General features: G+C 72.0%; 14 protein-coding genes. 8 read left to right on the top strand and 6 right to left on the bottom strand.

The genetic code is table 11. The features are described from left to right. Positions 1-603: 603 nt before the first annotated feature. Positions 604-1,152, bottom strand: coding sequence for a MarR family winged helix-turn-helix transcriptional regulator (locus AQJ67_RS41635; protein ID WP_062724892.1), 549 nt, complete (start codon positions 1,150-1,152; stop codon positions 604-606). 132 nt (positions 1,153-1,284) lie between these two features. Here AQJ67_RS41635 and AQJ67_RS41630 point away from each other — a divergent pair, with 132 nt between their 5' ends. Next, positions 1,285-2,553 carry an MFS transporter gene (locus AQJ67_RS41630; protein ID WP_208615140.1) on the top strand — a complete coding sequence of 423 codons (1,269 nt, stop codon included), beginning with the start codon at positions 1,285-1,287 and terminating at the stop codon, positions 2,551-2,553. Between the two features lie 127 nt (positions 2,554-2,680). Here the strand turns inward: AQJ67_RS41630 and AQJ67_RS41625 are convergent, their stop codons facing one another. Together AQJ67_RS41625 and AQJ67_RS41620 are read right to left on the bottom strand one after the other, a co-directional pair. Beyond that, positions 2,681-4,342 carry an ATP-binding SpoIIE family protein phosphatase gene (locus AQJ67_RS41625; protein WP_062724888.1) on the bottom strand — a complete coding sequence of 554 codons (1,662 nt, stop codon included), beginning with the start codon at positions 4,340-4,342 and terminating at the stop codon, positions 2,681-2,683. Between the two features lie 239 nt (positions 4,343-4,581). After that, positions 4,582-5,961: an NAD(P)/FAD-dependent oxidoreductase gene (locus AQJ67_RS41620; RefSeq protein WP_062724887.1), complete on the bottom strand. Its 1,380-nt coding sequence runs from the start codon at positions 5,959-5,961 to the stop codon at positions 4,582-4,584. A 386-nt stretch (positions 5,962-6,347) separates the two neighbouring features. Here AQJ67_RS41620 and AQJ67_RS41615 point away from each other — a divergent pair, with 386 nt between their 5' ends. Together AQJ67_RS41615 and AQJ67_RS41610 are read left to right on the top strand one after the other, a co-directional pair. Continuing rightward, the gene (locus AQJ67_RS41615) at positions 6,348-7,127 is read left to right on the top strand and encodes a TetR/AcrR family transcriptional regulator (RefSeq protein ID WP_062724886.1); all 780 of its coding nucleotides are present in this window, start codon (positions 6,348-6,350) and stop codon (positions 7,125-7,127) included. A 311-nt stretch (positions 7,128-7,438) separates the two neighbouring features. After that, positions 7,439-9,418, top strand: coding sequence for a sigma-70 family RNA polymerase sigma factor (locus AQJ67_RS41610; protein WP_062724885.1), 1,980 nt, complete (start codon positions 7,439-7,441; stop codon positions 9,416-9,418). A 24-nt stretch (positions 9,419-9,442) separates the two neighbouring features. Here the strand turns inward: AQJ67_RS41610 and AQJ67_RS41605 are convergent, their stop codons facing one another. Continuing rightward, a complete protein-coding gene (locus tag AQJ67_RS41605; RefSeq protein WP_062724884.1) occupies positions 9,443-12,952 on the bottom strand; it encodes an ATP-binding protein in 3,510 nt (1,169 codons plus the stop codon). A gap of 257 nt (positions 12,953-13,209) precedes the next feature. Then, positions 13,210-15,318 (bottom strand): asparagine synthase-related protein, encoded by a 2,109-nt coding sequence (locus AQJ67_RS41600; protein WP_062724882.1) that lies wholly within the window; start codon positions 15,316-15,318, stop codon positions 13,210-13,212. A 699-nt stretch (positions 15,319-16,017) separates the two neighbouring features. On the opposite strand from AQJ67_RS41600, the gene AQJ67_RS41595 reads away from it, so the two are divergent. Continuing rightward, positions 16,018-17,442, top strand: coding sequence for an NsdA family TPR-like regulatory protein (locus AQJ67_RS41595; protein ID WP_062724880.1), 1,425 nt, complete (start codon positions 16,018-16,020; stop codon positions 17,440-17,442). Between the two features lie 146 nt (positions 17,443-17,588). Here the strand turns inward: AQJ67_RS41595 and AQJ67_RS41590 are convergent, their stop codons facing one another. Further along, positions 17,589-18,974, bottom strand: a complete 1,386-nt coding sequence (locus AQJ67_RS41590) for a histidine-type phosphatase (protein WP_062724878.1) — start codon at positions 18,972-18,974, stop codon at positions 17,589-17,591. Between the two features lie 268 nt (positions 18,975-19,242). Between AQJ67_RS41590 and lhgO the strand changes: the two genes are divergently transcribed. The 4 genes from lhgO to AQJ67_RS41570 all read left to right on the top strand — a co-directional run bounded on the left by lhgO (position 19,243) and on the right by AQJ67_RS41570 (position 23,922). Continuing rightward, the gene (lhgO, locus tag AQJ67_RS41585) at positions 19,243-20,451 is read left to right on the top strand and encodes an L-2-hydroxyglutarate oxidase (RefSeq protein WP_244190779.1); all 1,209 of its coding nucleotides are present in this window, start codon (positions 19,243-19,245) and stop codon (positions 20,449-20,451) included. A gap of 259 nt (positions 20,452-20,710) precedes the next feature. Beyond that, positions 20,711-21,541 carry a tRNA (guanosine(46)-N7)-methyltransferase TrmB gene (gene trmB / locus AQJ67_RS41580; RefSeq protein ID WP_208615139.1) on the top strand — a complete coding sequence of 277 codons (831 nt, stop codon included), beginning with the start codon at positions 20,711-20,713 and terminating at the stop codon, positions 21,539-21,541. 80 nt (positions 21,542-21,621) lie between these two features. Then, positions 21,622-22,989 (top strand): PrsW family intramembrane metalloprotease, encoded by a 1,368-nt coding sequence (locus tag AQJ67_RS41575; RefSeq protein ID WP_062724872.1) that lies wholly within the window; start codon positions 21,622-21,624, stop codon positions 22,987-22,989. Positions 22,990-23,124: 135 nt separating this feature from the next. Continuing rightward, positions 23,125-23,922, top strand: a complete 798-nt coding sequence (locus AQJ67_RS41570) for a maleylpyruvate isomerase family mycothiol-dependent enzyme (RefSeq protein ID WP_062724870.1) — start codon at positions 23,125-23,127, stop codon at positions 23,920-23,922. Positions 23,923-23,980 lie beyond the last annotated feature (58 nt).

Raw genomic sequence — 23,980 nt, 5'->3', positions numbered from 1 at the left:
AGGCCCGACCGTTCACAGCGTCCTCGCTGTGTTTATTTCAAAGGAACCTCGCCCCAGCAGATGCTGGAGACGGGGTATCAACATATCTGGCGTTGATTTTTGGCACGCTGTTGAGTTCTCAAGGAACGGACGCTTCCTTTGTACTCACCCTCTCGGGCTTTCCTCCGGGCGCTTCCCTTCGGTCTTACGTTTCCGACTCTATCAGATCCTTTTCCGATCCGATTTCCTCGGTGCTTTCCAGGTTCCCGCTCTCGCGTTTCCCTTTCCGGCGACTCCGACTCTATCAGATCCTTTCGGGCCTGACTCCCAGTCAGCGGGGCTTGTCTTCGCGGCCGTTGGGCCGTTCCGACGTCTCAAACCTTAGCGGATCCTCTCGGCGATTCCCAATCGGGCCGCCGAGTCCCAATTCGAATTGAATTCGGGCACGCCGAAATCAACCCCGTGGGGAGATCGTGCTGGTGGTTTGGTTTGCCGCTTTCGCGGCGGGAGGTGCTGTCGCAGAACCGTTACGGCTCGGCGGCAACCCGAAGAACTCTACGGATCCGGGAGGGGGCTGTCAAGAACCCCTTGTCAAGATCTTTTCTGCCGGGGCAGCGGTCCTGGTCAGTCCAGGTCGCTGAGGCGTCCGCCGGCGTCCGGCTGGGCGTGCTCCACCCTGCGGAGCAGGCGGGTGAGGACTTCGCCGAGGGTGGTGCGCTCCTCGGCCGAGAGGTCCTGGAGCAGGTCCTCCTCGAAGACCGACGCGAGCCGCATCGCCTCCAGCCACTTCTCCCTGCCCTCGACGGTGAGCTCGACGATGACGCGGACGCGGTTGGACTCGTCGCGCTCCCGGGTGACCAGGCCCTCGGCGACCATGCGGTCGATCCGGTGGGTCATGGCGGCCGGGGTGAGGCCGAGGCGCTTGGCGAGGTCGCTGGGGCCCATGCGGTACGGGGCGCCAGAGAGGACCAGGGCCTTGAGGACCTCCCACTCGGCGTTGCTGATGCCGAGCGCCGCGGTCTGACGGCCGTAGGCGACGTTCATACGGCGGTTCAGGCGGGACAGTGCCGAGACGACCTTCTCCACCTGGGGGTCGAGGTCCTGGAACTCGCGCTGGTAGGCGGCGATCTGTTCTTCGAGTGTCGGTTCGCCGATGTCGCGGGTGTCGCCCATGGGCCGAGTATGGCATGGGTCTGCTTGGCGTTGAAGTCCTTGGATGTGTACTCTTTAGCTTCGAACTTTAGCTTTGAAGTCTTCAGATCTACATCGAGAGAGGTGAACGTGACCAGGGCGATGGGCGCAGCGATGCGCCGGATCCACGTGGGCAACGCACTCAGCGCGTTCGGGCTCGGCTTCACCGTCCCCTACCTGTATGTCTATGTGGCGCAGGTGCGGGGGCTGGGGGCCATGACGGCGGGGCTCGTCCTCGCCGTCTTCGCCGTGGCGGCGCTGGTCGTACTGCCGTTCGCCGGACGGGCCATCGTCCGGCGGGGCCCGCTGCCGGTGCTGCTCGCCGCCCTGGTCACTGCCGCGCTCGGGGCGCTGAGCCTGGGACTCGCGGGGAGTGCGGCGGCCGTACTGCTGTCTGCGGCCGCGCTCGGGGCGGGGCAGGCCGTGATGCAGCCGGCACTCGCGACGATGATCGTGGACTGCTCGACCGCGGAGACCCGGTCGCGGGCGTTCGCGATGCAGTTCTTTCTGCAGAACCTGGGGCTGGGGGTCGGCGGGCTGATCGGGGGGCACCTCGTCGACGCGACCAGCGTTTCGTCCTTCACTCTGCTGTTCGCCATCGAAGCGGCGATGTTCCTGCTGCTTGTGGTGGTGATGGCGACGGTGCGGATGCCGAGTGCGCCGCGGATCGGTGGGGCGCCGGGGGCCGGGGCGGGGAAGGGGAGCTGGAAGCAGTTGCTCCGGAATCGGGCGATGGTGCAGCTGTCCGTGCTGGGGTTCGTGCTGTTCTTCGCTTGCTACGGGCAGTTCGAGTCGGGGTTGAGCGCTTACGGGGTTGAGGCTGCCGGGGTTTCCACGTCTGCGCTGGGGACCGCGTTGGCTGCCAACACCGCGATGATCGTGGTGGCGCAGTTCGCCGTGTTGAAGTTCGTCGAGCGACGGAGGCGGTCGCGGGTGATCGCGGCTGTGGGGTTGATCTGGGCCGTGGCGTGGGTTGCCGCGGGGTATGCGGGGCTGGGGCACGGGAGCCAGGAGATGGCTACGGCGGCCTTCGTCTTCACGTATGCGTTGTTCGGGCTGGGTGAGGCGATGTTGTCGCCGACGGTCGCGCCGCTGGTGGCGGATCTTGCGCCTGAGGGGATGGCTGGGCAGTACAACTCTGCGTTTGCCCTGGTGAAACAGCTTGCGTTGGCTTTGGGGCCGGCTGTGGGTGGTCCTATGGGGGCGGCGTTGCACGGGCCGTATGTGGTGACGTTTCTGTTGTTCTCGTTGGGGATCAGCTGGCTCGCGGTGCGGTTGGGGCGTGAGTTGACCGCTGTGCAGGATCAGCCGTGGTTGGGGAAGAGTCGAGTGGTGGCGCAGGGGGTTGTGGCGGGTTCTGGGCAGCCTCGGGCGCACGCCTGAGTTTTTCGCCCCCGCCGCCCCTACCCGTCCCATCCCTGAAGGGGCTCCGCCCCTTCCACCCCGCCAGGGGGCTCTGCCCCCTGGACCCCCGCCCCTCAAACGCCGGAGGGGCTGGAATCAGGCTGGATCAGCCGGGCGGGGCTGTCTTCGGTAGTGCGAACTCGCACCACACCGCCTTGCCGCCGCCTGGGGTTCTGCGGGAGCCCCAGGCTGAGGAGATGGAGGCGACGATGGCGATGCCTCGGCCGGATTCGTCGGCTGGTTCTGCTCGGCGGCGGCGGGGGAGGTGGTCGTCGCCGTCTGTTACCTCGATGATCAGGCGGCGGTCGGTGCGGCGGAGGCGGAGGCGCATTGGTGGGGTGCCGTGTTGGAGGGAGTTGGCGACCAGTTCGCTGGCGGCCAGGACGCCCAGGTCGTGGAGGTCGGGCGGGAAGCGCCAACTGGTGAGGACGCCGGAGGCGAAGGCACGCGCGCGGGGGGCTGCCTCGATGCCGCCGAGGAGTTCCAGGGCGGCGTTGCGGAAGAGGTCGCTGTCGGGGCCGGTGCGGGCGGGGTGCTGGAGGACGAGGACCGCCACGTCGTCGTCGTGGTCCGCCGTGACGCCGGCCGAGCGGACCAGGCGGTCGCAGACGACCTGGGGGGTGCCGGTCGCGCCGGCCAGGGCGCGTTGCAGGGAGGCGATGCCCTCGTCCAGGTCCTCGTCGCGGCGTTCCACCAGGCCGTCGGTATAGAGGACCGCCGTGGAGCCGGGGCTCAGGGCGATCGAGCCGGACGCGTGCATCCAGCCGCCGGTGCCGAGGGGCGGGCCGGTGGGTTCGTCGGCGCGCTGGACGTCGCCGTTCTCGTCACGGACGAGGATGGGGAGGTGGCCGGCGGAGGCGTAGACCAGGCGGCCCTCGTTCGGGTCGTGGATGGCGTAGACGCAGGTGGCGATCTGGTTGGCGTCGATCTCCGTTGCCAAACCGTCCAGGAGCTGGAGGACCTCGTGCGGGGGGAGGTCCAGGCGGGCGTAGGCCCTGACCGCTGTGCGGAGCTGGCCCATCACCGCGGCCGCTCGTACTCCTCTGCCCATGACGTCGCCGATCACCAGGGCCGTGCGGCCGCCGCCCAGGGTGATCACGTCGTACCAGTCGCCGCCGACCGCGGCCTCCGTGCCGCCGGGGTGGTAGGTGGCGGCGATGCGCAGGTCGTCCGGTTCTTCGAGCTCCTGGGGGAGGAGGGAGCGCTGGAGGGTGACGGCCGTTTCGCGTTGGCGGCGTTCGCTGGCGCGGAGGCGTTCGGCGGCCTCGGCGTGGTCGGTGACGTCCGTGGCGAAGACGAGGACGCCGCCGTCGCCCTCCGCGACGGGGGTGCAGGTGAACGTGTAGGAGCGGCCGTCGGGGGCCTTGCGGGACTTGAGGGTGCGGGGCTTGCCGCTGCGCAGGACCTGGTCGAGCAGGGGGAGCAGGCCCAGTTCGGCCAGTTCGGGCAGGGCCTCGCGGGCCGGTTCGCCCGGGGGGCGTACGCCGAAGGCGGCCACGTACGCGTCGTTGACGTAGGCCAGACGGTGTTCGGTGCCGTGGACCAGGGCGACCAGGGCCGGGACCCGGTCCAGGACCTCACGGACCGGGAGTTCGTCCACGGCGGGGATCGGCTTGGTGTCGTCGGTGAGATGTTCGGCGCGGGCCGCGGGGACGGCGCCCGGGCTCTCTCCTCTGCGGTCCTGGGTGACCGCCGCAGCGGGTTCGGTCCGCGCTGCGGCGCGGCGCTGCGTTCCGGGGAGCCGGGCGCTCCAGCGCGTGAAGTTCACGAATCCTTGCCTCGTGTCGTCGTCTTCGGCCAGCTCCGGACCCGGCCTGGGGTCTGAGGGGTGGCACCAGCACCCCCGGGTTGCAGCACTGTGGGGAGAGCCTTGTGGGTCGTAGGGCGGGCGGGTGCCCGTCCAGGGTCGGGATCGGTTCAGATCGGTTCGGGATCAGTCTGGCAGTGCGGCCGAGCCGGCCGACACCCGTCAGACGCCTGCCCCGTCGGTGGAGTTCCTGGGTCCGGTCAGGACGACCCCTTCGGGTCGTCTTCCGGCTTGAGGTGATGCTTTCCACCGGCCGCGAGTTCGAACTCCGCTCGGGGATGTTCGAGTGAACCGAGGGAGACGACCTCCCTCTTGAAGAGGCCCGAGAGGGTCCATTCGGCCAGGACACGGGCCTTGCGGTTGAAGGTCGGCACCCTGCTGAGGTGGTAGACGCGGTGCATGAACCAGGCAGCGTAGCCCTTGAGCTTGCGTCCGTAGACCTGTGCGACACCCTTGTGGAAGCCGAGGGAGGCGACCGAACCGGCGTACTTGTGGGCGTACGTCTCCAGGGGTTCGCCACGCAGGGCGTGGACGATGTTGTCGCCGAGGACCTTCGCCTGGCGCAGGGCGTGCTGGGCGTTGGGGGCGCACTCCTTGCCGGGTTCGTCCGCGGTGACGTCGGGGACGGCGGCGGCGTCTCCCGCGGCCCACGCGTGCGTGGTGCCTTCGATCGTCAGCTCGGGGGTGCACCTCAGCCTGCCGCGCTCATTAAGTGGCAGGTCGGTCGCGGCGAGGATCGGGTGCGGCTTGACGCCGGCCGTCCAGACGACCGTACGGGTCGGGAAGCGGGCGCCGTCGCTGAGGACGGCGACGCGGTCGGCGCAGGACTCCAGGCGGGTGTGCAGCCGTACGTCGATGTTGCGGCGGCGCAGTTCGGTGACGGTGTAGCGGCCCATGTCCTCGCCGACCTCGGGCAGGATGCGGTCCGAGGCCTCGACGAGGATCCACTTCATGTCCTCGGGGCGGACGTTGTGGTAGTAGCGCGTGGCGTAGCGGGCCATGTCCTCGAGTTCGCCGAGTGCCTCCACGCCCGCGTAGCCGCCGCCGACGAAGACGAAGGTGAGGGCCGCGTCGCGGATCGCGGGGTCGCGGGTGGAGGAGGCGATGTCCATCTGCTCGATGACGTGGTTGCGCAGGCCGATGGCCTCCTCGACGGTCTTGAAGCCGATGGCATGGTCGGCGAGGCCGGGGATGGGGAGGGTGCGCGCGATGGAGCCGGGGGCGAGCACGAGCTCGTCGTAGGAGAGCTGTTCGCTGCCCGTGCCCTCCTCCTCGGAGGCGAGGGTGGTCAGGGTCGCCGTGCGCTTGGCGTGGTCGATGGCGGTGGCCTCACCGATGATGACCCGGCACCGGGACAGGACGCGGCGCAGCGGTACGACCACATGGCGCGGGGAGATCGAGCCGGCGGCCGCTTCGGGGAGGAATGGCTGATAGGTCATGTACGGGTCGGGAGTGACCACGGTGATCTCGGCTTCGCCGCGGCCCAGTTCCTGTTTCAGTCTCCGCTGGAGACGCAGGGCCGTGTACATCCCGACGTAGCCGCCGCCGACAACGAGAATGCGCGCACGTTCCTTCACCATCCCATGACGCACCCGGCGCTTGCGTTTGTCCACAGGCTCGACAATTTGTGTGACCGGAGGCCGTCGACGGCGCGGTTTGGCCGAATTGCCGGAGTGCGCGGAAAGTCCGCAGGTCAATGGGTGTGCGCCGGGGGATCGCAGGTGGCGCAATCAGGGCGCAAACGCCTCGTACTCCGATCGGGGGGTGCTCCCTGCGGAACCTGCCCCTTCTGAATTGACTCCCTCTCAACTATGTTCGTGTGTCGACGGGGTGTAGGGGGATGCGCTCATCGGGTCCGTGAGTCACACAGGGCGGGCCTGTTTGTCCGGGCTTGTTCCGTGACGCTCCGGCATTGCAATGACGGGGAGAGTCTCCGGGGGGAGACGTCATTACCGGGGGATCGCTTATGCATGTTCAGGATTCACGTTGGTCTTCCGCATCCGCCATCACAACGGGCGGCGGGGCGGTGGGCGGCACGATCGGCGCGGCTGCGGGCCACGGACGCGGGGACGCCTCGCGTTCGACGCCGCTGCGCGTGGACGCACAGCGCAATCTGGAGCACGTGCTGCGTGCGGCGCGCGAGGTCTTCGGCGAGCTGGGATACGGCGCGCCGATGGAGGACGTGGCGCGGCGCGCGCGGGTCGGCGTCGGCACGGTGTACCGGCGCTTCCCGAGCAAGGACGTCCTGGTGCGACGGATAGCCGAGGAGGAGACGTCCCGGCTGACCGACCAGGCACGTGCCGCGCTCGGCCAGGAGGACGAGCCGTGGTCGGCGCTCTCGCGCTTCCTGCGCACCTCGGTGGCCTCGGGCGCGGGCCGGCTGCTGCCGCCGCAGGTGCTGCGGGTCGGCGTCGAGGACGGCGTCGCACTCGACGAGGCCCGGGTGCCGCAGCAGCGGGTGCAGCCGGGCACGGGTGAGCTGCGGCTGGTGCCCGAGCAGTCCTCGGCGGGCGCGGTCGACGCGGTGGACGACGCGGGCGCGGCGGCGCTGCTCGACGTGGTGGGCCAGCTCGTGGAGCGGGCGCGCGCGGCGGGTGAGCTGCGGCCCGGCGTCTCGGTGTCGGACGTCCTGCTGGTGATCGCCACGGCGGCGCCCTCGCTGCCGGACGCGGCGCAGCAGGCGGCGGCCTCGGCGCGGTTGCTCGACATCCTGCTGGAGGGGTTGCGGTCGCGCCCTCAGGCATGACCCGGCCCGGGGTGAGGCCGTGCCGTCGACGGCCGAGTGATGCGATGGGGTGACGGCGAGGCGGGGTGCTGGACCGCCCCTCGCCTCGAACACCGTCACCGAACACGCCGGGCAGGCCGCGCCGCGGTGCTCAACTCCCGTCCGGCGAGCGCTGCTTGAGTCTTCCCCGTACGGGCGGGGGCCAGTACGACGCTGTGGGGAGTCCCCACGGATGAGTGGATGTTTGTACGGGTGGGTCCTGACGAAAAGCCAATATGGCACCCTGACCCGGTGTCCGGGACTGGTAGAGCTGGCAGCGGGGGCTTTCCGCGATGAGCGTAGACGGGTGGGACGAGTCGCGCGGTGACGACGACTCGGCGACTCCGCAGGTGCCGAGTCAGGGCGGACGGGCGGACCTGCCACCCGGCGCCGACCCCCTGGAGGGCCGCACACCGGGCCGTGCGGAAGTCCGTCCGGACGCGCGCGCGGAGGGCAGCGTCCCGGCACAGCGCGACCGGCGCGAGGACAGCACACTGCCGCTGCCGCGCGAGATGCCGGCACCCCGCGAGATGCCGCTGTCGGACGCCGACCTGATCGCGCGGATGCGCTCCGGCGACGACACCGCCTACGAGGAGCTGTACCGGCGCCACGCGGAGGCGGTGCGCCGGTACGCGCGCACCTGCTGCCGCGACGCGCACACCGCGGACGACCTGACGGCCGAGGTCTTCGCCCGCATGCTCCAGGCCGTGCGCGGCGGCTCCGGCCCCGAGCACGCCGTACGCGCGTATCTGCTCACCTCGATCCGGCGGGCCGCGGCGGACTGGACGAAGTCGGCGCGGCGCGAGCAGCTGGTCGACGACTTCGCGGTGTTCGCCGCGCAGTCCGCGCGGGTCTCCGCAGTGTCCGACGACGACACGCTCGACCTGGGCGCCGACGTACGGGCGATGCACGAGGCCGAGCAGTCCATGGCCATGCGGGCCTTCCGGTCGCTGCCGGAGCGCTGGCAGGCCGTGCTCTGGCACACCGAGGTCGAGGACGAGTCGCCGAGCGAGGTCGCCACGCTCTTCGGGCTCGACGCCAACGGCACGCGCGTGCTCGCCAGCCGCGCCCGCGAGGGACTCAAGCAGGCCTACCTCCAGGCCCACGTCAGCGCCAGCCTCGCCGGCGACGAGGAGTGCGCCCGGCACGCCGACCGGCTCGGCGCCTACGCCCGCGGCAGTCTGCGCACGCGTGCCGAGCGGGGCCTGCGCAAGCACCTGGAGGAGTGCGCCAAGTGCCGGCTGGCCGCGGGCCAGATCCAGGAGGTCGCCGGCGGTATCCCCGCCGTCGTGCCGGTCGCGGTCATCGGCTGGTTCGGCGCCGCCGGATACGCCAAGGCGGCCGGGCTCATCGCCGGGGGTGCCGGGGTCGGTGCGGCCGGTGCCGCGGCGGCGGCCTCGGCGGCGGGCGGCGGTTCCTCGGGCGGGGCGAGCTCCGGGGGCGGGGCGGCGGCCTCCGAGGGGCTGGGCGCGCCGGTGAAGGCCGGTATCGCGGCCGGTGTGGTCGCCGTGGGCGTGGTCACGGCGATCGTGCTCGCACTGGCCGGCAACGAGAGACCGGCCGACAGGACCGACGCCAAGCAGCCTCCCGCCCCCTCCCCCATCGTCGAGGAGACGCCGACGCCCACGCCGCCGGAACCGTCGGAACCGGAGCCCTCGCGGAAGGAGCCCGCTCCACGGCCGCCCGCGATCGAACCGGCCGCCGAGCCCGCTCCCTCCCCGACCCCCACGCCCACGCGCACGCGCACACCCAGCCCGACACCCACGCCCTCCCCGACGCCGACCCCCACACCGACGCCGACGCCCACCCCCACGCCCACTCCCCCGGCCCCGCCCGCCCCGGTCGTCTACCAGTGGAGCCAGCTGTCGTACGACCTCACCGGCGACGGCACCGCGCCCGAGATGCGGCTCCACGGCAGCAGCTGGGTGTGGCAGCGGTACGGCGTGTCGATCGGCGACGAGCGGTACGCGCACGGCGTCACCGTGCACGGCCGGTCCTCCGTCACCATCGACCTCAACCGGCGGTGCTCCGCCTACGACGCGATGGTCGGCGTCGACGACTCGACCCTGGGGCTCGGCGAGTTCTCCTTCTCGGTCTACGCCGACGGCGTCCGGCTGTGGCGGTCCGGAGCGCTCAAGGGCGGGGACCCGGCCGTACCCGTCCATGTGAGCCTCGCCGGGCGCGAGACCGTCCGGCTGGTGGTCGAGCCGCGCAGCACCTTCGACAAGCTGCTGTTGGCGGACTGGGCGGAGTCGAAGTTCAGCTGCGTGTAGGGCCGATCAGCGGGCCCTTGGCGCTTAAGGCGTTGGCTCGACGGGATCGTGGAGGCCACGTACCGCCTCGGCGAGGTCGTGCAGCACGTCGTCGTGGGTGAGGACGGTGCCGCGCGTGTGCTCGGCCGCGAACCGTTCGGCGCCCAGGATGGTACGGGCGGTGGCCTCGGCCCGCTCGGCGTGCTCCCGCTCCGGCAGGGGGCGCGGGTAGCCGCGACGCCAGTGCTCCGAGGCGGCCAGCAGACGGACCGCGCGCGGGTGGTCGCCGAGACGGGTCAGCAGGTCTGCCGCCGCGTCCGCGAGGGCCGCCGTGATCACGTCGGCACACCGGCTCTCCACCGCCGCGCGCAAGATGTCGGCCAGCAGCGGCAGTCCGTGCTCCGGGCCCGACTCGGCCGTCACGACCATGGCCTCGATCGCGTGCAGCATCACGACGAACTGCGGCGGTGGCGTCCCCCGGGTCGTCTCCACGCGGGCCGCTTCGCACATCTCACGCGCGCGTGCCGTGTCCTCGTCGTCCAGTGCGAACTGGGCCCGCATCAGCAGGACGAACGCCCGTGAGTCCGCCACGCCGTACCGGTCGGCGGCGGCGCTCGCCTCGTCCAGCGCGGCCAGTGCGGCCCCGCGGTCGCCCGTGCGGTAGGCGATCTCCGCGAGCCGGGTGATCAGGAACGGTGTCTCGGCGTGCGCGCCCACCTCGTACGCGAGGCGCAGCGCCTCCTCGTACTCGCCCCTGGCCTCCTCGAAGCGGCTGCGTGACATGGCCGTCTCGCCGGCCGCGCTGCACACCTGGGCCCGCATCCAGCGGTCGCCGGCGCGGCGGCTGAGGATCCTCAGCTCCGCGAGGGCGTCGTCGACGTCGTCCGTGCCGCCGGGTGAGTCGACGACCATGTGCGTACGGAACATGAGCAGCACGCCGACCTCCCACTCGCCGCCGTGGACACGGCAGTTGGCGACGGCGACGTCCATGGCGGCCTGGACGTCCTGCGGACTGCTCAGGAAGAAGTCGATCACCGGCCAGACGAGCCCCGGCAGCCGCGCGGCCAGCGGACCTCCCGGCTCGAAGAAGCTCCGTACGGCCATCAGATAGCGCCGCATCCGCTCGCCCTGCCACGCGTCGATCGACTCGGTCTCGGACTTGAGGAAGAGGTGCAGGAGGCGCAGCTGCATCCGCGGGACGCGCAGCGGGTGGTGGGCCTCCTCCTCCCCGGCGGCGAGGAAGGCGTCGATCGGGTCGAGGGAAGCGTCGGAGGGGGCGTCGGAGGCAGATGCTGCCTTGAGGGCTGGGGAGGCGTCGGGGGCTGGGGGAGCCTTTGGGGTGCGGTCGGTGGTGTCCGAGGCGACGCCCAGTCGCAGGACCCGGTCGATCCAGGCCGTGCCCTCGTGGCGGTAGGTGCGCAGCCACCAGAACCAGCCCATGGCGAGGGCGAGGGCCGCCGCCTCCGGTTCGTCGTCCGCCGTGAGGGCGCGGTCGAGGGCCGCCCGGATGTTGTCCAGCTCCGTCTCCAGGCGGGCGATCCAGGGCAGCTGGCTCGCGGAACGCAGCTGTGGATCCGCCTCTTCGACGAGCGCGCGCACCCACGCGCGGTGCCGGCGCTCGGCCGCGAGCCGCGGTGCGGGGAGCTCGGCGGCGCGCTCCACGGCGTACTCGTGAATGGTCTCCAGCATGCGGTACCGCATGCCGTCGGAGCCGTCCCGGTCCCACGGGGTGGCCACGATCAGGGACTTGTCGACGAGGGCTCCGAGGGTGTCCGCGACCGGGCCGGTGCACACGGCCTCCGCCGCCGTGAGGTCCCAGCCGCCCGCGAAGACGGACATCTCGCGCAGTGCCGTGCGTTCGTGCTCGTCCAGCAGGTCCCAGGACCAGTCGACGACGGCGCGCAAGGTCTGTTGGCGGGGCAGGACCGTACGGCTTCCGGAGGTGAGGAGGCGGAAGCGGTCGTCGAGGCGGTCGGCGATCTGCCGGGGGGTGAGCAGCCGGAGCCGGGCGGCCGCCAGCTCGATGGCGAGCGGGAGTCCGTCGAGGCGGCGGCAGATCTCCGCGACGGCCTCCTGGTCGCGCCCGTCACCCGGCGCGGGGTCGGTGCCGGGGCCGGTGCCGGGGCCGGGGCCGGGGGCGGGGCCGGGGCCGGGGGCGGGGCCGGGGCCGGGGCCGGGGGCGGGGGCAGGGGCAGGGGCAGGGGCAGGGGCAGGGGCAGGGGCAGGGGCAGGGGCAGGGCGAACGGCCGCCGCGCGCTCCGCGAAGAGGCGGTGCGCCTGGTCGGGGAGCAGGGGCTCGACCGGGCGGACCAACTCGCCGGGGACGCCCAGGGGTTCACGGCTGGTGGCGAGGATCGTGAGGCCCGGGCATTGGGTGAGGAGCGTTTCGGCGAGGGTGGCGGCGGCGCCGATGACATGTTCGCAGTTGTCAAGGATCAGGAGTTGGCTGCGCTGGGCGCAGTACTCGATCAGCAGGGCGACGGGGTCGTCCTGCTGGGCCGTGAGCTCGTTGGTCATGAGCACGGTCTCGCGCAGACCGAGCGCGTTGACCACCGCGCCTGGCACCGCCTCCGGCCGGTCGAGCGGGGCGAGCTCGACGAGCCATGCCTGGGGGACGCCGGCTGCGGCCTCCTCGGCGAGGCGGGTCTTTCCAGAGCCGCCGGGTCCGGTGAGCGTGACCAGTCTTGCCCTGTGCAATTCGGAACGGATGGCGTCGAGTTCGAGTTCCCGGCCCACGAACGAGGTAAGACGGGGGCGGAGGTTGCCGGTTTGTTCGAGGGGTGGTTGGAGAAGTGCCGGTGGGAGTGGTTGGGCGTTCGGCGTGGGTTCTGGTTCGGGTGGGGTCAGCAGTTCTGTGTGCAGGGCGCGGAGTTCCGGGCCGGGGTCGGTGCCGAGGGCTTCGGCCAGGGCTCGGCAGGTGGATTCGTACGCGGCGAGGGCGTCGGCCGGGCGGCCCGTGTCGCGCAGGGCGCGGATGAGGAGGGCGTGGAGCGGTTCGTCGTACGGGTGGGCGGCGGTCAGTTCCCTCAGCTCGGGTACGGCGTGCTGGGCGCGGCCCAGTCGTAGGTTCGCCTCGATGCGGGCTCGGGTCGCCTCCAGGCGCAGGGCCTCCGGGCGGGTGGCGGCGGTGTCGCGGTCGGGGAGGTCGGCCAGGGCGGGGCCGCGCCAGAGGGTGAGGGCGGCGGTGAGGGTTTGGGCGGCGGTGGAGGGGGCGTTGGCGGCGAGGGCGGTGGTGCCTTCGTGTACGAGGCGTTCGAAGACGAAGAGGTCGACGTCGTTCTTAGTCGCCGTGAGGCGGTAGCCGCCGGGGGCGGAGGTGACGGTGTGCTTGCCGAGGGTGCGGCGGAGGCGGGCGATGAGGGCCTGTAGGGCGGCTTGGGCGTCCTTGGGTGGGGCGGTGGGCCAGACCTCGTTGATCAGGGTGTGGGGGGTGGTGAGGTGGCCTGGGCGTAGGGCCAGGGCGGTGAGGAGGGCGCGGAGGCGGGGGCCGCCGAGGGGGATGACGGTGCCCTGGTCGTCCACTGCCTGGGTGACGCCCAGGATTCTGTACCGCACCGGGTCATTGTGGCGGGGGTGGCTGTGGGCGGCACGGGGTTTGTGGTGGAGGTTTTCGCCCCCGCCGCCCCTGCCCGTCCCATCCCTTGAAGGGGCTCCGCCCCTTCGACCCCGCTGGGGGCTGCGCCCCCAGACCCCCCTGTCGGCCCTTCGGGCCTCGTCCTCAAACGCCGGACGGGCTGAAAGTGCGGCTCGTCCTCAAACGCCGGACGGGCTGAAAATGCAAACGCCGGACGGGCTGAAAGTGCGGCTCGTCCTCAGACGCCGGACGGGCTGGAATGGCTGACCCCCGTGCCCAGTGCCCCCCGCTGTGGCTTGATGCCCGCTGGTACTGCTCGTTGGCGGGCGGGGGTGCCGGTCCAGCAGGTGCCTCGGCGGGCGAGGAGGCGGTGTAGCCAGAGTTCCAGGGAGACTAGGTCGGCGAGGCCGTCGAGGGGGAGGGGTTCGCCTTCGGCGGCGGCGCGGAGGGCCTTGCGGACCACTCGGGCCTCGACCAGGCCTGCCTGGGCGAGGAGAGGGGTGCCGAAGAGGGCCATCAGGGGGTCGGCCGACAGCCGGATGCCGGTGCGGGCCGCTGCTGCCGCCGGGGCGTGGGACGGGGCGCCCCAGCCGGGTGGGAGGTCGGCTACTCCGGCGCCCTCCAGGACGGTGCGGAGGATGGCGGCGCGGGCGCCGGGCTGGACGCGCAGGGCCTCGGGGAGGGCGCGGCACGCGCGTACTACCTGGTTGTCGAGGAACGGGGTGTGCAGGCGCTGGGAGCGGATCTCGGCGGCTTGTTCCAGGACGCGGATGTCGGCGGCGTGGCGGGCGAGGGCGGCACGCGCGCGGTAGTCGCCGGGACGTTGGCCCGGGCCCACTCCGTTGCGGCTCGTCGCGGCTTGCAGGCGAACCGATACTTCAGCCAGGGCCTCGCCGGTCAGCCAGCGAGCCGCGGGGCCCGGTCTGGCCCAGGTGAGCGCGGCGAGCGACGCCCCTACGGCACCTCCGGGTTCGTCGAAGCGGCGGTCCATCAGGCGGGCGGCCAGGGACTCCAGGCCCGTGCGGTACGGGGTGCGGGCCAGCTTCCGTGCCGCGCCGTACACGCGCGCGGGGACCAGCACCGAGCCGTCCGCCTTCGCCAGCGCCGCGACCGGGCGGACCAGGTGGCGGCGTTTGCGGTCCATCAGGAGGTCGGCCAGGCGGGCCGGGTGGGCGTCCAGGACCTGGCGGGCGCCGTAGCCCGTGAAGTGGTCGGCGCTGCCGGCGGCGAGGCGCGCGCGGTGTCGGGCGGCCGTCACGAGGCTCGGGCCCGGCTCGTCCGTCAGCGGGCCCTCCAGGTCGGCGTACGGGAGGGTCTCCTCGCCGCCCGTCACCACCACGTGGTGCAGGCGCGGGTTGGCCGCCAGGTTCCCGGCCCGCTCCAGCTCGGCCTCGCGGCCGCCCACCGCGAGGTCGTTGAAGGTGACCGCCAGGAGTCGCTCCCCCGCGCCCGTGCCGTGGCCCAGGACCGTGCCCGGCATCCCGGGGAGGCCGGCCGCGAGCAGCGCCAGGGTGCCTGACGCGGGGCCGCCGGACAGGTCCGCGCCGATGCCCGGTACCGGCATCCCGCGCGCGGCACGCCGTTCGGCGGGCCCCATGCCCGGGACCGGTCCTGGGTCTATGTCGGTGCCGGGGACATGGCGGGGCGCGGACAGACGCGCGCGTACCGCCTCCACCAGGGCGTCCCGTACGGCGTCCACCGCGCTGTCCGGGTCGGCGGTGGGCGCCGCGACCGCCAGCGAGGCGACCGGCTCGTACCCGGCGATCTCGCGCGCCCCGGTGCGCAGGATCAGCGCATGCCCCGGCGGAATGCGCCGTACGCCGTCGTACGGGGTGGAGTCGTGCAGGGCGGCCGGCACGTCGGGGGCGGCCAGCAGGGCGGCGAGGTGGCCGAAGTCGAGGTTGGCCTCGATGAGGTCGGCGAGGGGGAGCGCGGCGGTCGCGTAGGCCGTACCGCCCGCCCATGGGGTGTAGAACACCGGCCGTGCGCCCGCCAGATCGCCGCACACCGTGACCCGGCGGCCGACCTGGACGACCGCCGTGTAGCTGCCGGACCAGGCCGTCAGATGCCGAAGTGCGCCCCCGCGCGCGGCGAAGAGGCCGAGGCGCAGCTGTTCGTCACTGGCGCCGCAGGTGCCGAGGACCGCGATCCTGTTCTGGGCGTCGGCCTTGACCACGCGCACCTCGTCCGGGCGCCAGTCGCCGACGGCCCACAGGGGATCGGGGTCGCCCCACAGGAGTTGGGAGCCGACCGGGTGCAAGGTCTCGCCGTCGCTTCCGGTCGCCCCCGCGGAGCCGATACCGGAGGCCACCGCGGTGGTGCTGCTCCATCCCACCAACCACCGCATCGCCGCCTCCACAGGCTGTGGACAACCAGTGCACCGCACGAACCGGTCACCATGCTGCCATGAAGGACGCGCGCCGGAGCGGCGGCGGAGCCGCTCGAGATCGGGTTTGTCAGCGCGTGAAGACCGTCGCGCGATCCGAACGCCCTGGCGAGGCAAGGGGATCGGCCAGCGGCTGCGACCTGAATGCGCCCCCGATGCGCTCCCCGAAAACGCCCTTCGCGCCCTCAAGTCCCATGGTCGGAGCGGTATTCACCCGGGCGAGGCGGGGTCGATTTTCAGCCAAATCGGCGACGCGAGGACAGGCTCACGCACACTCCGTGCAACCCCCGCACGCTACTCGGTGTGCTCGCGGTGCGCGCAGTCCGGGGAACGGTGTACGCCCCCCGGACCGTTCCGCCGCCCGCGGGGATGTAGGCGGCGGAATCCCCCAGCCCGCTGGATCCAGTACAGCGGGCCGACCCACGCATGAGCCATGGAACCGCTCCCCCGGTGGCTGGAGAAGAGCGCACGGACGGGCGCACGGCCACACAGCGGGAGCACGTCACAACTGTGCGTAGGGGCTGCGCACTTGAGTACGGACCACAATCCCGCCATCCGGAAGAATGCCCCTTAACGCTTGGGATGCGGCGAACTACGCTGGGTTTACGAATGCCGCGTGGTTATGCCAGCGCGGCAGCCGTCTGTGTCGAGGGGTGGCGCATGTCCAGGGAGCAACGCGGGCCGAACGAAAAGCTCGGCGCCGTTCTCGCCCTCGCGGGAATCAGCAACGCAGGACTCGCCCGACGCGTCAACGACCTTGGCGCTCAGCGGGGCCTGACTCTTCGCTACGACAAGACGTCGGTGGCGCGCTGGGTGTCGAAGGGCATGGTGCCGCAAGGTGCCGCGCCGCACCTCATCGCCGCCGCGATCGGCCAGAAGCTGGGCCGCCCGGTGCCGCTCCACGAGATCGGCCTGGCGGACGCGGACCCCGCACCCGAAGTGGGCCTCGCCTTCCCCCGGGACGTCGGACAGGCGGTGAAGTCGGCGACGGAGCTCTACCGTCTCGACCTCGCCGGACGACGCGCCGGCTCAGGCGGCATCTGGCAGTCGTTGGCCGGTTCGTTCGCAGTAAGCGCATACGCAACGCCCGCCTCACGTTGGCTGATAACCCCGGCCGACAGTTCGGTGGCGCGCGAGGTGAGCCCGTCCGAGGGGGCCGGCGCACCGCTCAAAGTCGGCCACAGCGATGTGCAGAAGCTGCGGGAGGCCGCCGAGGACGCCAGGCGCTGGGACTCCAAGTACGGAGGCGGCGACTGGCGTTCGTCCATGGTGCCGGAGTGCTTACGGGTGGAGGCGGCACCGCTGCTGCTCGGCTCGTACTCCGACGAGGTCGGACGGGCGTTGTTCGGCGCGAGTGCCGAACTCACGCGTCTCGCCGGGTGGATGGCCTTCGACACCGGGCAACAGGAGGCCGCCCAGCGGTACTACATCCAGGCGCTGCGGCTCGCCCGCGCGGCGGCCGACGTACCCCTCGGCGGGTACGTGCTGGCGTCGATGTCGCTCCAGGCGACCTACCGGGGCTTCGGCGACGAGGGCGTCGACCTCGCCCAGGCCGCGCTGGAGCGCAACCGGGGGCTGGCCACGGCCCGCACCCTGAGCTTCTTCCGTCTCGTCGAGGCACGCGCACACGCGCGCGCGGGTGACGCGCAGGCCGCCGGTGCGGCACTGAAGGCGGCGGAAGGCTGGCTGGAGCGGTCCAGGGAGGGCGACAACGACCCGTCCTGGCTCGGCTTCTACTCCTACGACCGCTTCGCCGCGGACGCCGCCGAGTGCTACCGCGACCTGAAGGCACCACGTCAGGTACGGCGGTTCACGGAACAGGCGCTGTCGAAGCCGACGGAGGAGTTCGTGCGCTCGCACGGGCTGCGGCTGGTCGTCTCGGCGGTCGCCGAGCTGGAGTCGGGCAACCTCGACGCGGCCTGCGAGCAGGGCGTGCGGGCGGTGGAGGTCGCGGGGCGGATATCGTCCGCGCGCACCACGGAGTACGTGAAGGACCTGCTGCACCGCCTGGAGCCGTACGGCGACGAACCGCGGGTGGTCGAGCTACGGGAACGTGCACGGCCGCTGCTGATGGCTCCGGCGTAGGCGGCCAGCCGTGGGACCGGCGGCTCGACGAGGCCGAGCCGCCGGTCGTGGCAGCACTACGGCGTCACGGGATCACGAAGGTCACGACACGCCACGGCACGTCACGACTCGCCACGGCACGTCACGACACGACACGTCATGACACGTCACGACGCGCTGTTCGTGCGCCCGAAGCAGCGCTCCAGCTCGTCGAGGTCGTAGAAGGCGCTGTTCTTCGCGATCGGGTGGCAGCCGGCCTTGAAGGCGGTCTCCTTCTCGTTGTAGAGCATCCGCACCAGGTAGGTGTCGGCCTTGCCGCCCGTCCCGGCCTTGCGGAAGACGTCCCACTGGACGTTCGAGCCGAGCGGCGCCACGGACGCGCCCCGCCAGGCGTTGTCGGCGTAGGTGTACGGGCGCTCTGCCGTGGCGCCCTTCGTGCTGCCCGGCAGGCCCATCAGCGCGGCCAGCGGGATGATCTCCTCGGCGTGGGTGAAGCGCAGCTCGGCGCCCAGGTCGCTGGTGCCGGCCCGCTTGGCCTCGACCTGCTTGAAGAAGTCGTCGAGGAGGACGTCCGCCATCTTGTACGTGATGTCGCTGCCGGCGAAGCCCGGGCCCTTCTCGTAGAAGTCCTCGACATCGCTCAGGTACCCGAACCAGGCCGCGTCCCGCTTGGAGAGGAACCGCTCCATGCCCCAGCCCTTGCCGCCGGGCCTCTCGTCGCTCATGGCGGGCGCGATGGCGTACAGGTTGTAGACGGCCGTGGCGGCGGCCACGCGGTCGGCGTCGGAGAGCTGGTCGACGAAGTCGCCCTTGAAGAGCTTCTTCAGTACGTCACGGGCAGCGCGGTGGGTGGCGGGCTGGTCGGTGATCGACTTCAGGGTGCTCGCGAGGCGCTGGTCGTTCGCGATGTAGTCCCGGTAGGCCGCACCGCCGGCCGCCTTGTGGAAGTACAGCAGGTCGACGTCCGTGCGGGTCGGGCCGATCAGCGGCTTCAGGGCCGGGTCGGCCTCGGCGAGGCCTGCCGCGTACAGGTTCGCGCTGTCGACGGCGCGGCCCTGCCCCGAGCTGACGACGTCGATCTTCTCCTTCTCCCCAGCGATCTTCTTGAACAGCCCCGGCAGCCGCCGCTGCGTCCGGACGGCCGTGTCGTGGATCTCGCGCTTGCCGCGCCCGCTGAGATCGCCGTAGCCGACGGTGCTCATGGCCTTCTGGAGCGCCTGCGCCTTCGGGCCGAACGCCCGGCCCTTCGCGGTGAGCCGGCCGGCCGCCCCGGCCTTCTTCCACAGCGCCAGGACCAGGTCGGCGTCCTCGCCGTCGGTGGCGGCGCGGGAGCCGTGGCGGGAGACGTTCTCCGTGAAGACGGGGGTGAAGCCGGCCGGGGGACGCTGGTAGGTGCGGGCGTTCTGGCCGGGGGCGTAGGTCGCCTTGGTGCCGTAGCTGTCACGGGTGGCGGTGTTCGTGGCGGCGCCGGCGGGGGCGGCCGGGGCGGTGGCCAGGAGGGCGGCGAGGCCGAGGGCCAGGGCCGGAGTCAGGGCCGGGGGCAGGCGTCTCATGAAGGTGCCGTTTCGTTCAGTGCCGCTGCGTCGCACCGAGGCGGCAGTCCGAGGTGATCTGGCCGCATCGTCGAAGCGGCGCGTGAACTGCTCGTGGCGGGATCACGGCGGACGAGTGGCCGGATTTCCCGCCCTTGCCCAAGGTTCCCCCTGGGAACCGTCACGCCGAGGCACCGGGCCGGGCATCCCCGTCCCAGCGCGGTGGTCCCTTGGGTTTGAGTGCGTTGTCAGTGGCGCAAGGCATTATCGAAACCGGGAGGTGGGGCAGGTGCGGACGCTCGCTTACGACTGTGACGTGCTCGTCATCGGCGGTGGGATCGTCGGGCTGTCCACGGCGTATGCGATCACGCGTGCCGCGCCGGGGACGCGGGTGACCGTCCTGGAGAAGGAGCCGGGTCCGGCCCGGCACCAGACGGGGCGCAACAGCGGGGTCATCCACAGCGGGATCTACTACCGGCCGGGGTCGCTGAAGGCGCGGTACGCGGTGCGTGGTGCCGCCGAGATGGTCAAGTTCTGCACCGAGTACGGCATCGCGCACGCCGTCACCGGCAAGCTGATCGTCGCGACCGAGCGGGCCGAGCTGCCACGGCTGCACGCGCTGGTGCAGCGCGGCCGGGAGAACGGCATTCCGGTCCGGGAGCTGGGCGCCGCGCAGATCGCGGACTACGAGCCGGAGGTGCGCGGGCTGGCCGCCATACACGTCGGGACGACGGGCGTGTGCGACTTCGTCGGGGTCGCGCGGCAGCTGGCCGAGGCGTCCGGGGCGGAGATCCGGTACGGCGCCGAGGTCGAGCGGGTGGACCGGCGGGCGGAGCTCGGGGTCGCGGTGCGGACCACGCGCGGGGACGTCGTGCGGGGACGCGTGCTGGTGAACTGTGCCGGGCTGTACTGCGACGAGGTGGCCCGGATGACGGGGGACGAGCCGGAGGTGCGGATCGTGCCGTTCCGGGGGGAGTACTACTCGCTGGCGCGGCCCGAGCTGGTGCGGGGGCTGGTGTATCCGGTACCGGATCCGGCGTTTCCGTTCCTCGGGGTGCATCTCACGCGCGGGATCGACGGCGGTGTGCACATCGGGCCCAACGCGGTGCCGGCGCTGGCCCGGGAGGGGTACGGGTGGGGGGTCGTACGGCCGCGGGAGGTCGGGGCGACGGTGGCGTGGCCCGGGGTGTGGCGGATGGCGCGGCGGCACTGGCGGTACGGGGCGGGGGAGTTGCGGCGGTCGGTGTCGCGGGGGGCGTTCACGGAGGCGGTGCGGAGGTTGTTGCCTGCGGTGACCTCGGATGATCTGGTGCCGGCCGCGGCAGGGGTGCGGGCGCAGGCCGTGTTGCGGGACGGGGGGCTGGTGGATGACTTCTTGATACGGGAGGGGGTACGGGCTGTGCATGTGTTGAACGCGCCGAGTCCTGCGGCTACCGCTGCGCTGCCGATCGGGAGGGAGGTGGCTCGGCGGGTGTTGGGGGTGTTGGGGGCTGCGTGAGTGGGGGGGCCGTGGGGTGGGGGTGCGGGGCTCGGTTTTCGCCCCCGCCGCCCCTACCCGTCCCATCCCTTGAAGGGGCTCCGCCCCTTCGACCCCGCTGGGGGCTGCGCCCCCCAGACCCCCTGTCGGCCCTTCGGGCCTCGTCCTCAAACGCCGGACGGGCTGAAAATGCAAACGCCGGACGGGCTGAAAGTGCGGCTCGTCCTCAGACGCCGGACGGGCTGAGAGGGGCCGGGCGGCCCGTAAAATCGGTTTCACTGTGTCTGATTCTCTCAACGCCTCCGACGCCCCCCAGCCCGAGCACGCCGGGGATGCCGGTCATCACCCCGGTGTTCCCGTTCGGCACACCCGGGCCAAGGGGGAGCCGCGGTTTCCCGACGGGCCCAAGGCCGATCCGGCCGGGTCGCACTTCGAGCGGCGGATTCGGAGTTTTCAGCCGCGGCGGAGTCGGGTGACCGCGGGGCAGGCGGACGCGTTGCAGCGGCTGTGGCCCAAGTGGGGGCTCGACATCGACGGGCAGCGGGTCGTCGACCTCGCCGAGCTGTTCGGGAACGACAACCCCGTGGTGCTGGAGATCGGCTTCGGGATGGGCGAGGCGACCGCGCAGATGGCCGCCGGGGACCCGGGAACCAACATCCTCGCCGTCGATGTCCACACCCCGGGGCAGGGCAATCTGCTCAATCTCGCCGACCAGAACGGGCTGTCCAACGTCCGGGTCGGCAACGGCGACGCCATCATCCTGCTCCGCGAGATGCTCGCGCCGGACTCGCTCGACGGGCTGCGCGTCTACTTCCCGGACCCCTGGCCCAAGAAGCGGCACCACAAGCGGCGGCTCATCCAGCCCGAGTTCCTGAGCCTCGCCGCGACCCGGCTGAAGCCCGGTGCCGTCGTGCACTGCGCGACCGACTGGGAGCCGTACGCCGAACAGATGCTCGAAGTGCTGGCCGCGCACCCCGACTTCGAGAACACCCAGGAGGACGGCGGTTTCGCGCCCCGTCCGCGGTTCCGGCCGCTGACCCGTTTCGAGGGACAGGGACTGGACAAGGGTCATGTGGTGAACGACCTGCTCTTCCGCCGCGTACAGCGGTAGCAACAGCAAGCAAACCCCACCGGCGCCCGAGCCCCTCGCGCTGCTGCGGGCGGCGCCCCTGCCTCGTTAGGGTCAATGCCGTGGCCACCTGTCCCCCGTACCCGACGCACCCCACCGGCCCCACCGGCCCCACCGGCCCCACCGGCGGCGCACCGCGGCACGCGCACTGGTGGCACAAGCGGTGGGTGCGTTACGGCGCGCTCAGCACACTGCTCGCGCTCTCCGGGCTGGTCATCCTCGCCCTGGTGCGGGAGCAGACCGGCACCGAAGGGTTCCTGGTGGGGCTCGGGCTCGCCGTACTGCCCGTGCCGCTGCTCGTCGCCTCGTTCCGGTGGCTGGACCGGGTCGAGCCGGGCCCCTGGCGCAATCTGCTGTTCTCCTTCGCCTGGGGTGCCTGCGCGGCGGCGCTGATAGCGATCGTCGCCAACAGCTTCGCCACGAGATGGATAGCCACCGCGACCGCCGACCCGTCGCATGCGGACACCCTGGGCGCGACCGTCATAGCGCCCGTCGTGGAGGAGATCGCGAAGGCCGCGGCCGTACTGCTCGTGTTCCTCTTCCGGCGACGGGACTTCACCGGCATCGTCGACGGCGTGGTGATAGCCGGGGTCACCGCCACCGGGTTCGCCTTCACCGAGAACATCCTCTACCTCGGCACCGCCTTCGGTACCGACCAGCTCTCCGGCGACAGCGGCATCGCCTCCGTGACCGCGGCGACCTTCTTCGTCCGCGTCATCATGTCGCCCTTCGCGCACCCCCTCTTCACCGTCCTGACCGGCATCGGCTTCGGTATCGCCGCGCTGTCGGGCGAGCGGCAGCATGTGCGGCGCGTTCTCCTCCCCCTCACCGGGCTGTTGCTGGCCATGGGCATGCACGCCCTGTGGAACGGCTCGTCGAGCTTCGGCGAGTTCGGGTTCTTCGCGGTGTACGCGGCCTTCATGGCGCCCGCGTTCGGGTTGCTGACGTGGCTGGTGATCTGGACTCGGCAACGGGAGCTGCGGACCGTGCGGGAGGAGCTTCCCGCCTACGTCGTCGCCGGGTGGCTGGCGCCCGGGGAGCCGTACGCGCTCGGTTCGATGCGGGCTCGGCGGGTGGCCCGGACGTATGCGCGGCGGCTCGGGGGGCGCAGGGCTGCGCGGGCTGTGGCGGAGTACGAGGGGTACGCGACGTCGTTGGCGTTTCTGCGGCGGCGGGGGCGGCGAGGGCGGGGTGGGGGTGACTTCGTGGTGCGGGAGCGGGAGTTGTTGCAGGAGTTGTGGTTGCGGCGGGAGGTGGCCCGGGGGGTGTTGGAGCGGGCTGCGTTGGAAGGGGTGGCTGTGCAGGTGTGGGCCGCGTACGGGTATGCGGGGGTGGGTCACTGGCCAGGGCAAGGGCACTGGCCAGGGCAAGGTCACTGGCAGGGACACGGGGCGGCGCCGTACCCCGCGTACAACCCGTATCGGACGTGAGCTGGGATCGGCTCGGTTCGGGTGGGGCCGGTGCGGCGACCTGCGGAAACGCGCCTCGCCCCCCCTCGGCCCTCCCGCGCTGCCGGCTGTGAAAACCGCTGTCCGATGGTGGGAAGGCGGTGATAGAGAGTCCGGGTGACAACGACACTTGAGTTCCCCGATCTGCTGCGACTGATCGACGAACGGTCGACTGCCTTCATCGCCGCGGTCGCCTCCGCGCCCAGCCTCGACGCGCAGGTGCCGACCTGCCCCGAGTGGACGCTGTTCGATCTGGCGGAGCACATCGGCGACGGGCGCCGCGACTGGGCCGCCACCGTCGCCGCGGGGCCTGCTCCGGCCAAGTCCGCAGCGGAGGGCGCCTCGGCTGCGCCTCGGGAGCGCGAGGCCCTGCTGACCTGGTTGGCGGAGTCCACCGAGCAACTGCTGGACGCATTGCGGGAGGCCGGCCCGGATCGCGGTTGCTGGACGTGGTGGGGGACCTCGCAGTCGCCGCAGACCTCCGGTGCCGTGGCTCGGCACCAGCTCCAGCAGATGGCGGTGCACACCTACGACGCCCAGATCACCGTGGGTGCCCCGCAGCCGCTGCCGGCCGAGGTGGCACTCGACGGTGTCGACGAGTTCCTGTCCACCTGCGTCGCCACGACGAGTGCCTGGCCGCACGAGCCCGCTGCCATCGACTTCCACGCCTCCGAGGGCCGCTCCTGGCGCCTCTCGCTCTCCGCCGACGGCGCACGGACCGCCCGTCTCCCCGGGCCCGGCGCCATATCGGCCACCGCTGCCGACCAGGACCCGGACGCGGCCAACGCCTCCGCCCGGGGCACGGCCGACGAGCTGGTCCTCATCCTGCACGACCGTATCCCGTTCAACTCCCTGCGGCTCGACGGCGACCGACGTCTCTTCGACCAGCTCAGCGCCTGGGACCCGGATGAGTAGGACGCGACGACGCGCCCCCGCGTACGCCCCGAGGCCTACCTCCCACCAACGGCTACAG

Origin of the sequence: Streptomyces caeruleatus, from assembly GCF_001514235.1 — a bacterium.
GTDB lineage: Bacteria > Actinomycetota > Actinomycetes > Streptomycetales > Streptomycetaceae > Streptomyces > Streptomyces caeruleatus.
Note: the sequence above shows the minus strand (reverse complement) of the source record. Positions and strands in the feature narration are given on the sequence as shown.

What these genes read in the sequence shown, in the direction of transcription:
- AQJ67_RS41635 (WP_062724892.1), bottom strand. Translation starts at nt 1,152, where the DNA reads ATGGGCGACACCCGCGACATCGGCGAACCGACACTCGAAGAACAGATC.
- AQJ67_RS41630 (WP_208615140.1), top strand. Translation starts at nt 1,285, where the DNA reads ATGCGCCGGATCCACGTGGGCAACGCACTCAGCGCGTTCGGGCTCGGC.
- AQJ67_RS41620 (WP_062724887.1), bottom strand. Translation starts at nt 5,961, where the DNA reads ATGGTGAAGGAACGTGCGCGCATTCTCGTTGTCGGCGGCGGCTACGTC.
- AQJ67_RS41615 (WP_062724886.1), top strand. Translation starts at nt 6,348, where the DNA reads ATGCATGTTCAGGATTCACGTTGGTCTTCCGCATCCGCCATCACAACG.
- AQJ67_RS41610 (WP_062724885.1), top strand. Translation starts at nt 7,439, where the DNA reads ATGAGCGTAGACGGGTGGGACGAGTCGCGCGGTGACGACGACTCGGCG.
- AQJ67_RS41600 (WP_062724882.1), bottom strand. Translation starts at nt 15,318, where the DNA reads ATGCGGTGGTTGGTGGGATGGAGCAGCACCACCGCGGTGGCCTCCGGT.
- AQJ67_RS41595 (WP_062724880.1), top strand. Translation starts at nt 16,018, where the DNA reads ATGTCCAGGGAGCAACGCGGGCCGAACGAAAAGCTCGGCGCCGTTCTC.
- AQJ67_RS41590 (WP_062724878.1), bottom strand. Translation starts at nt 18,974, where the DNA reads ATGAGACGCCTGCCCCCGGCCCTGACTCCGGCCCTGGCCCTCGGCCTC.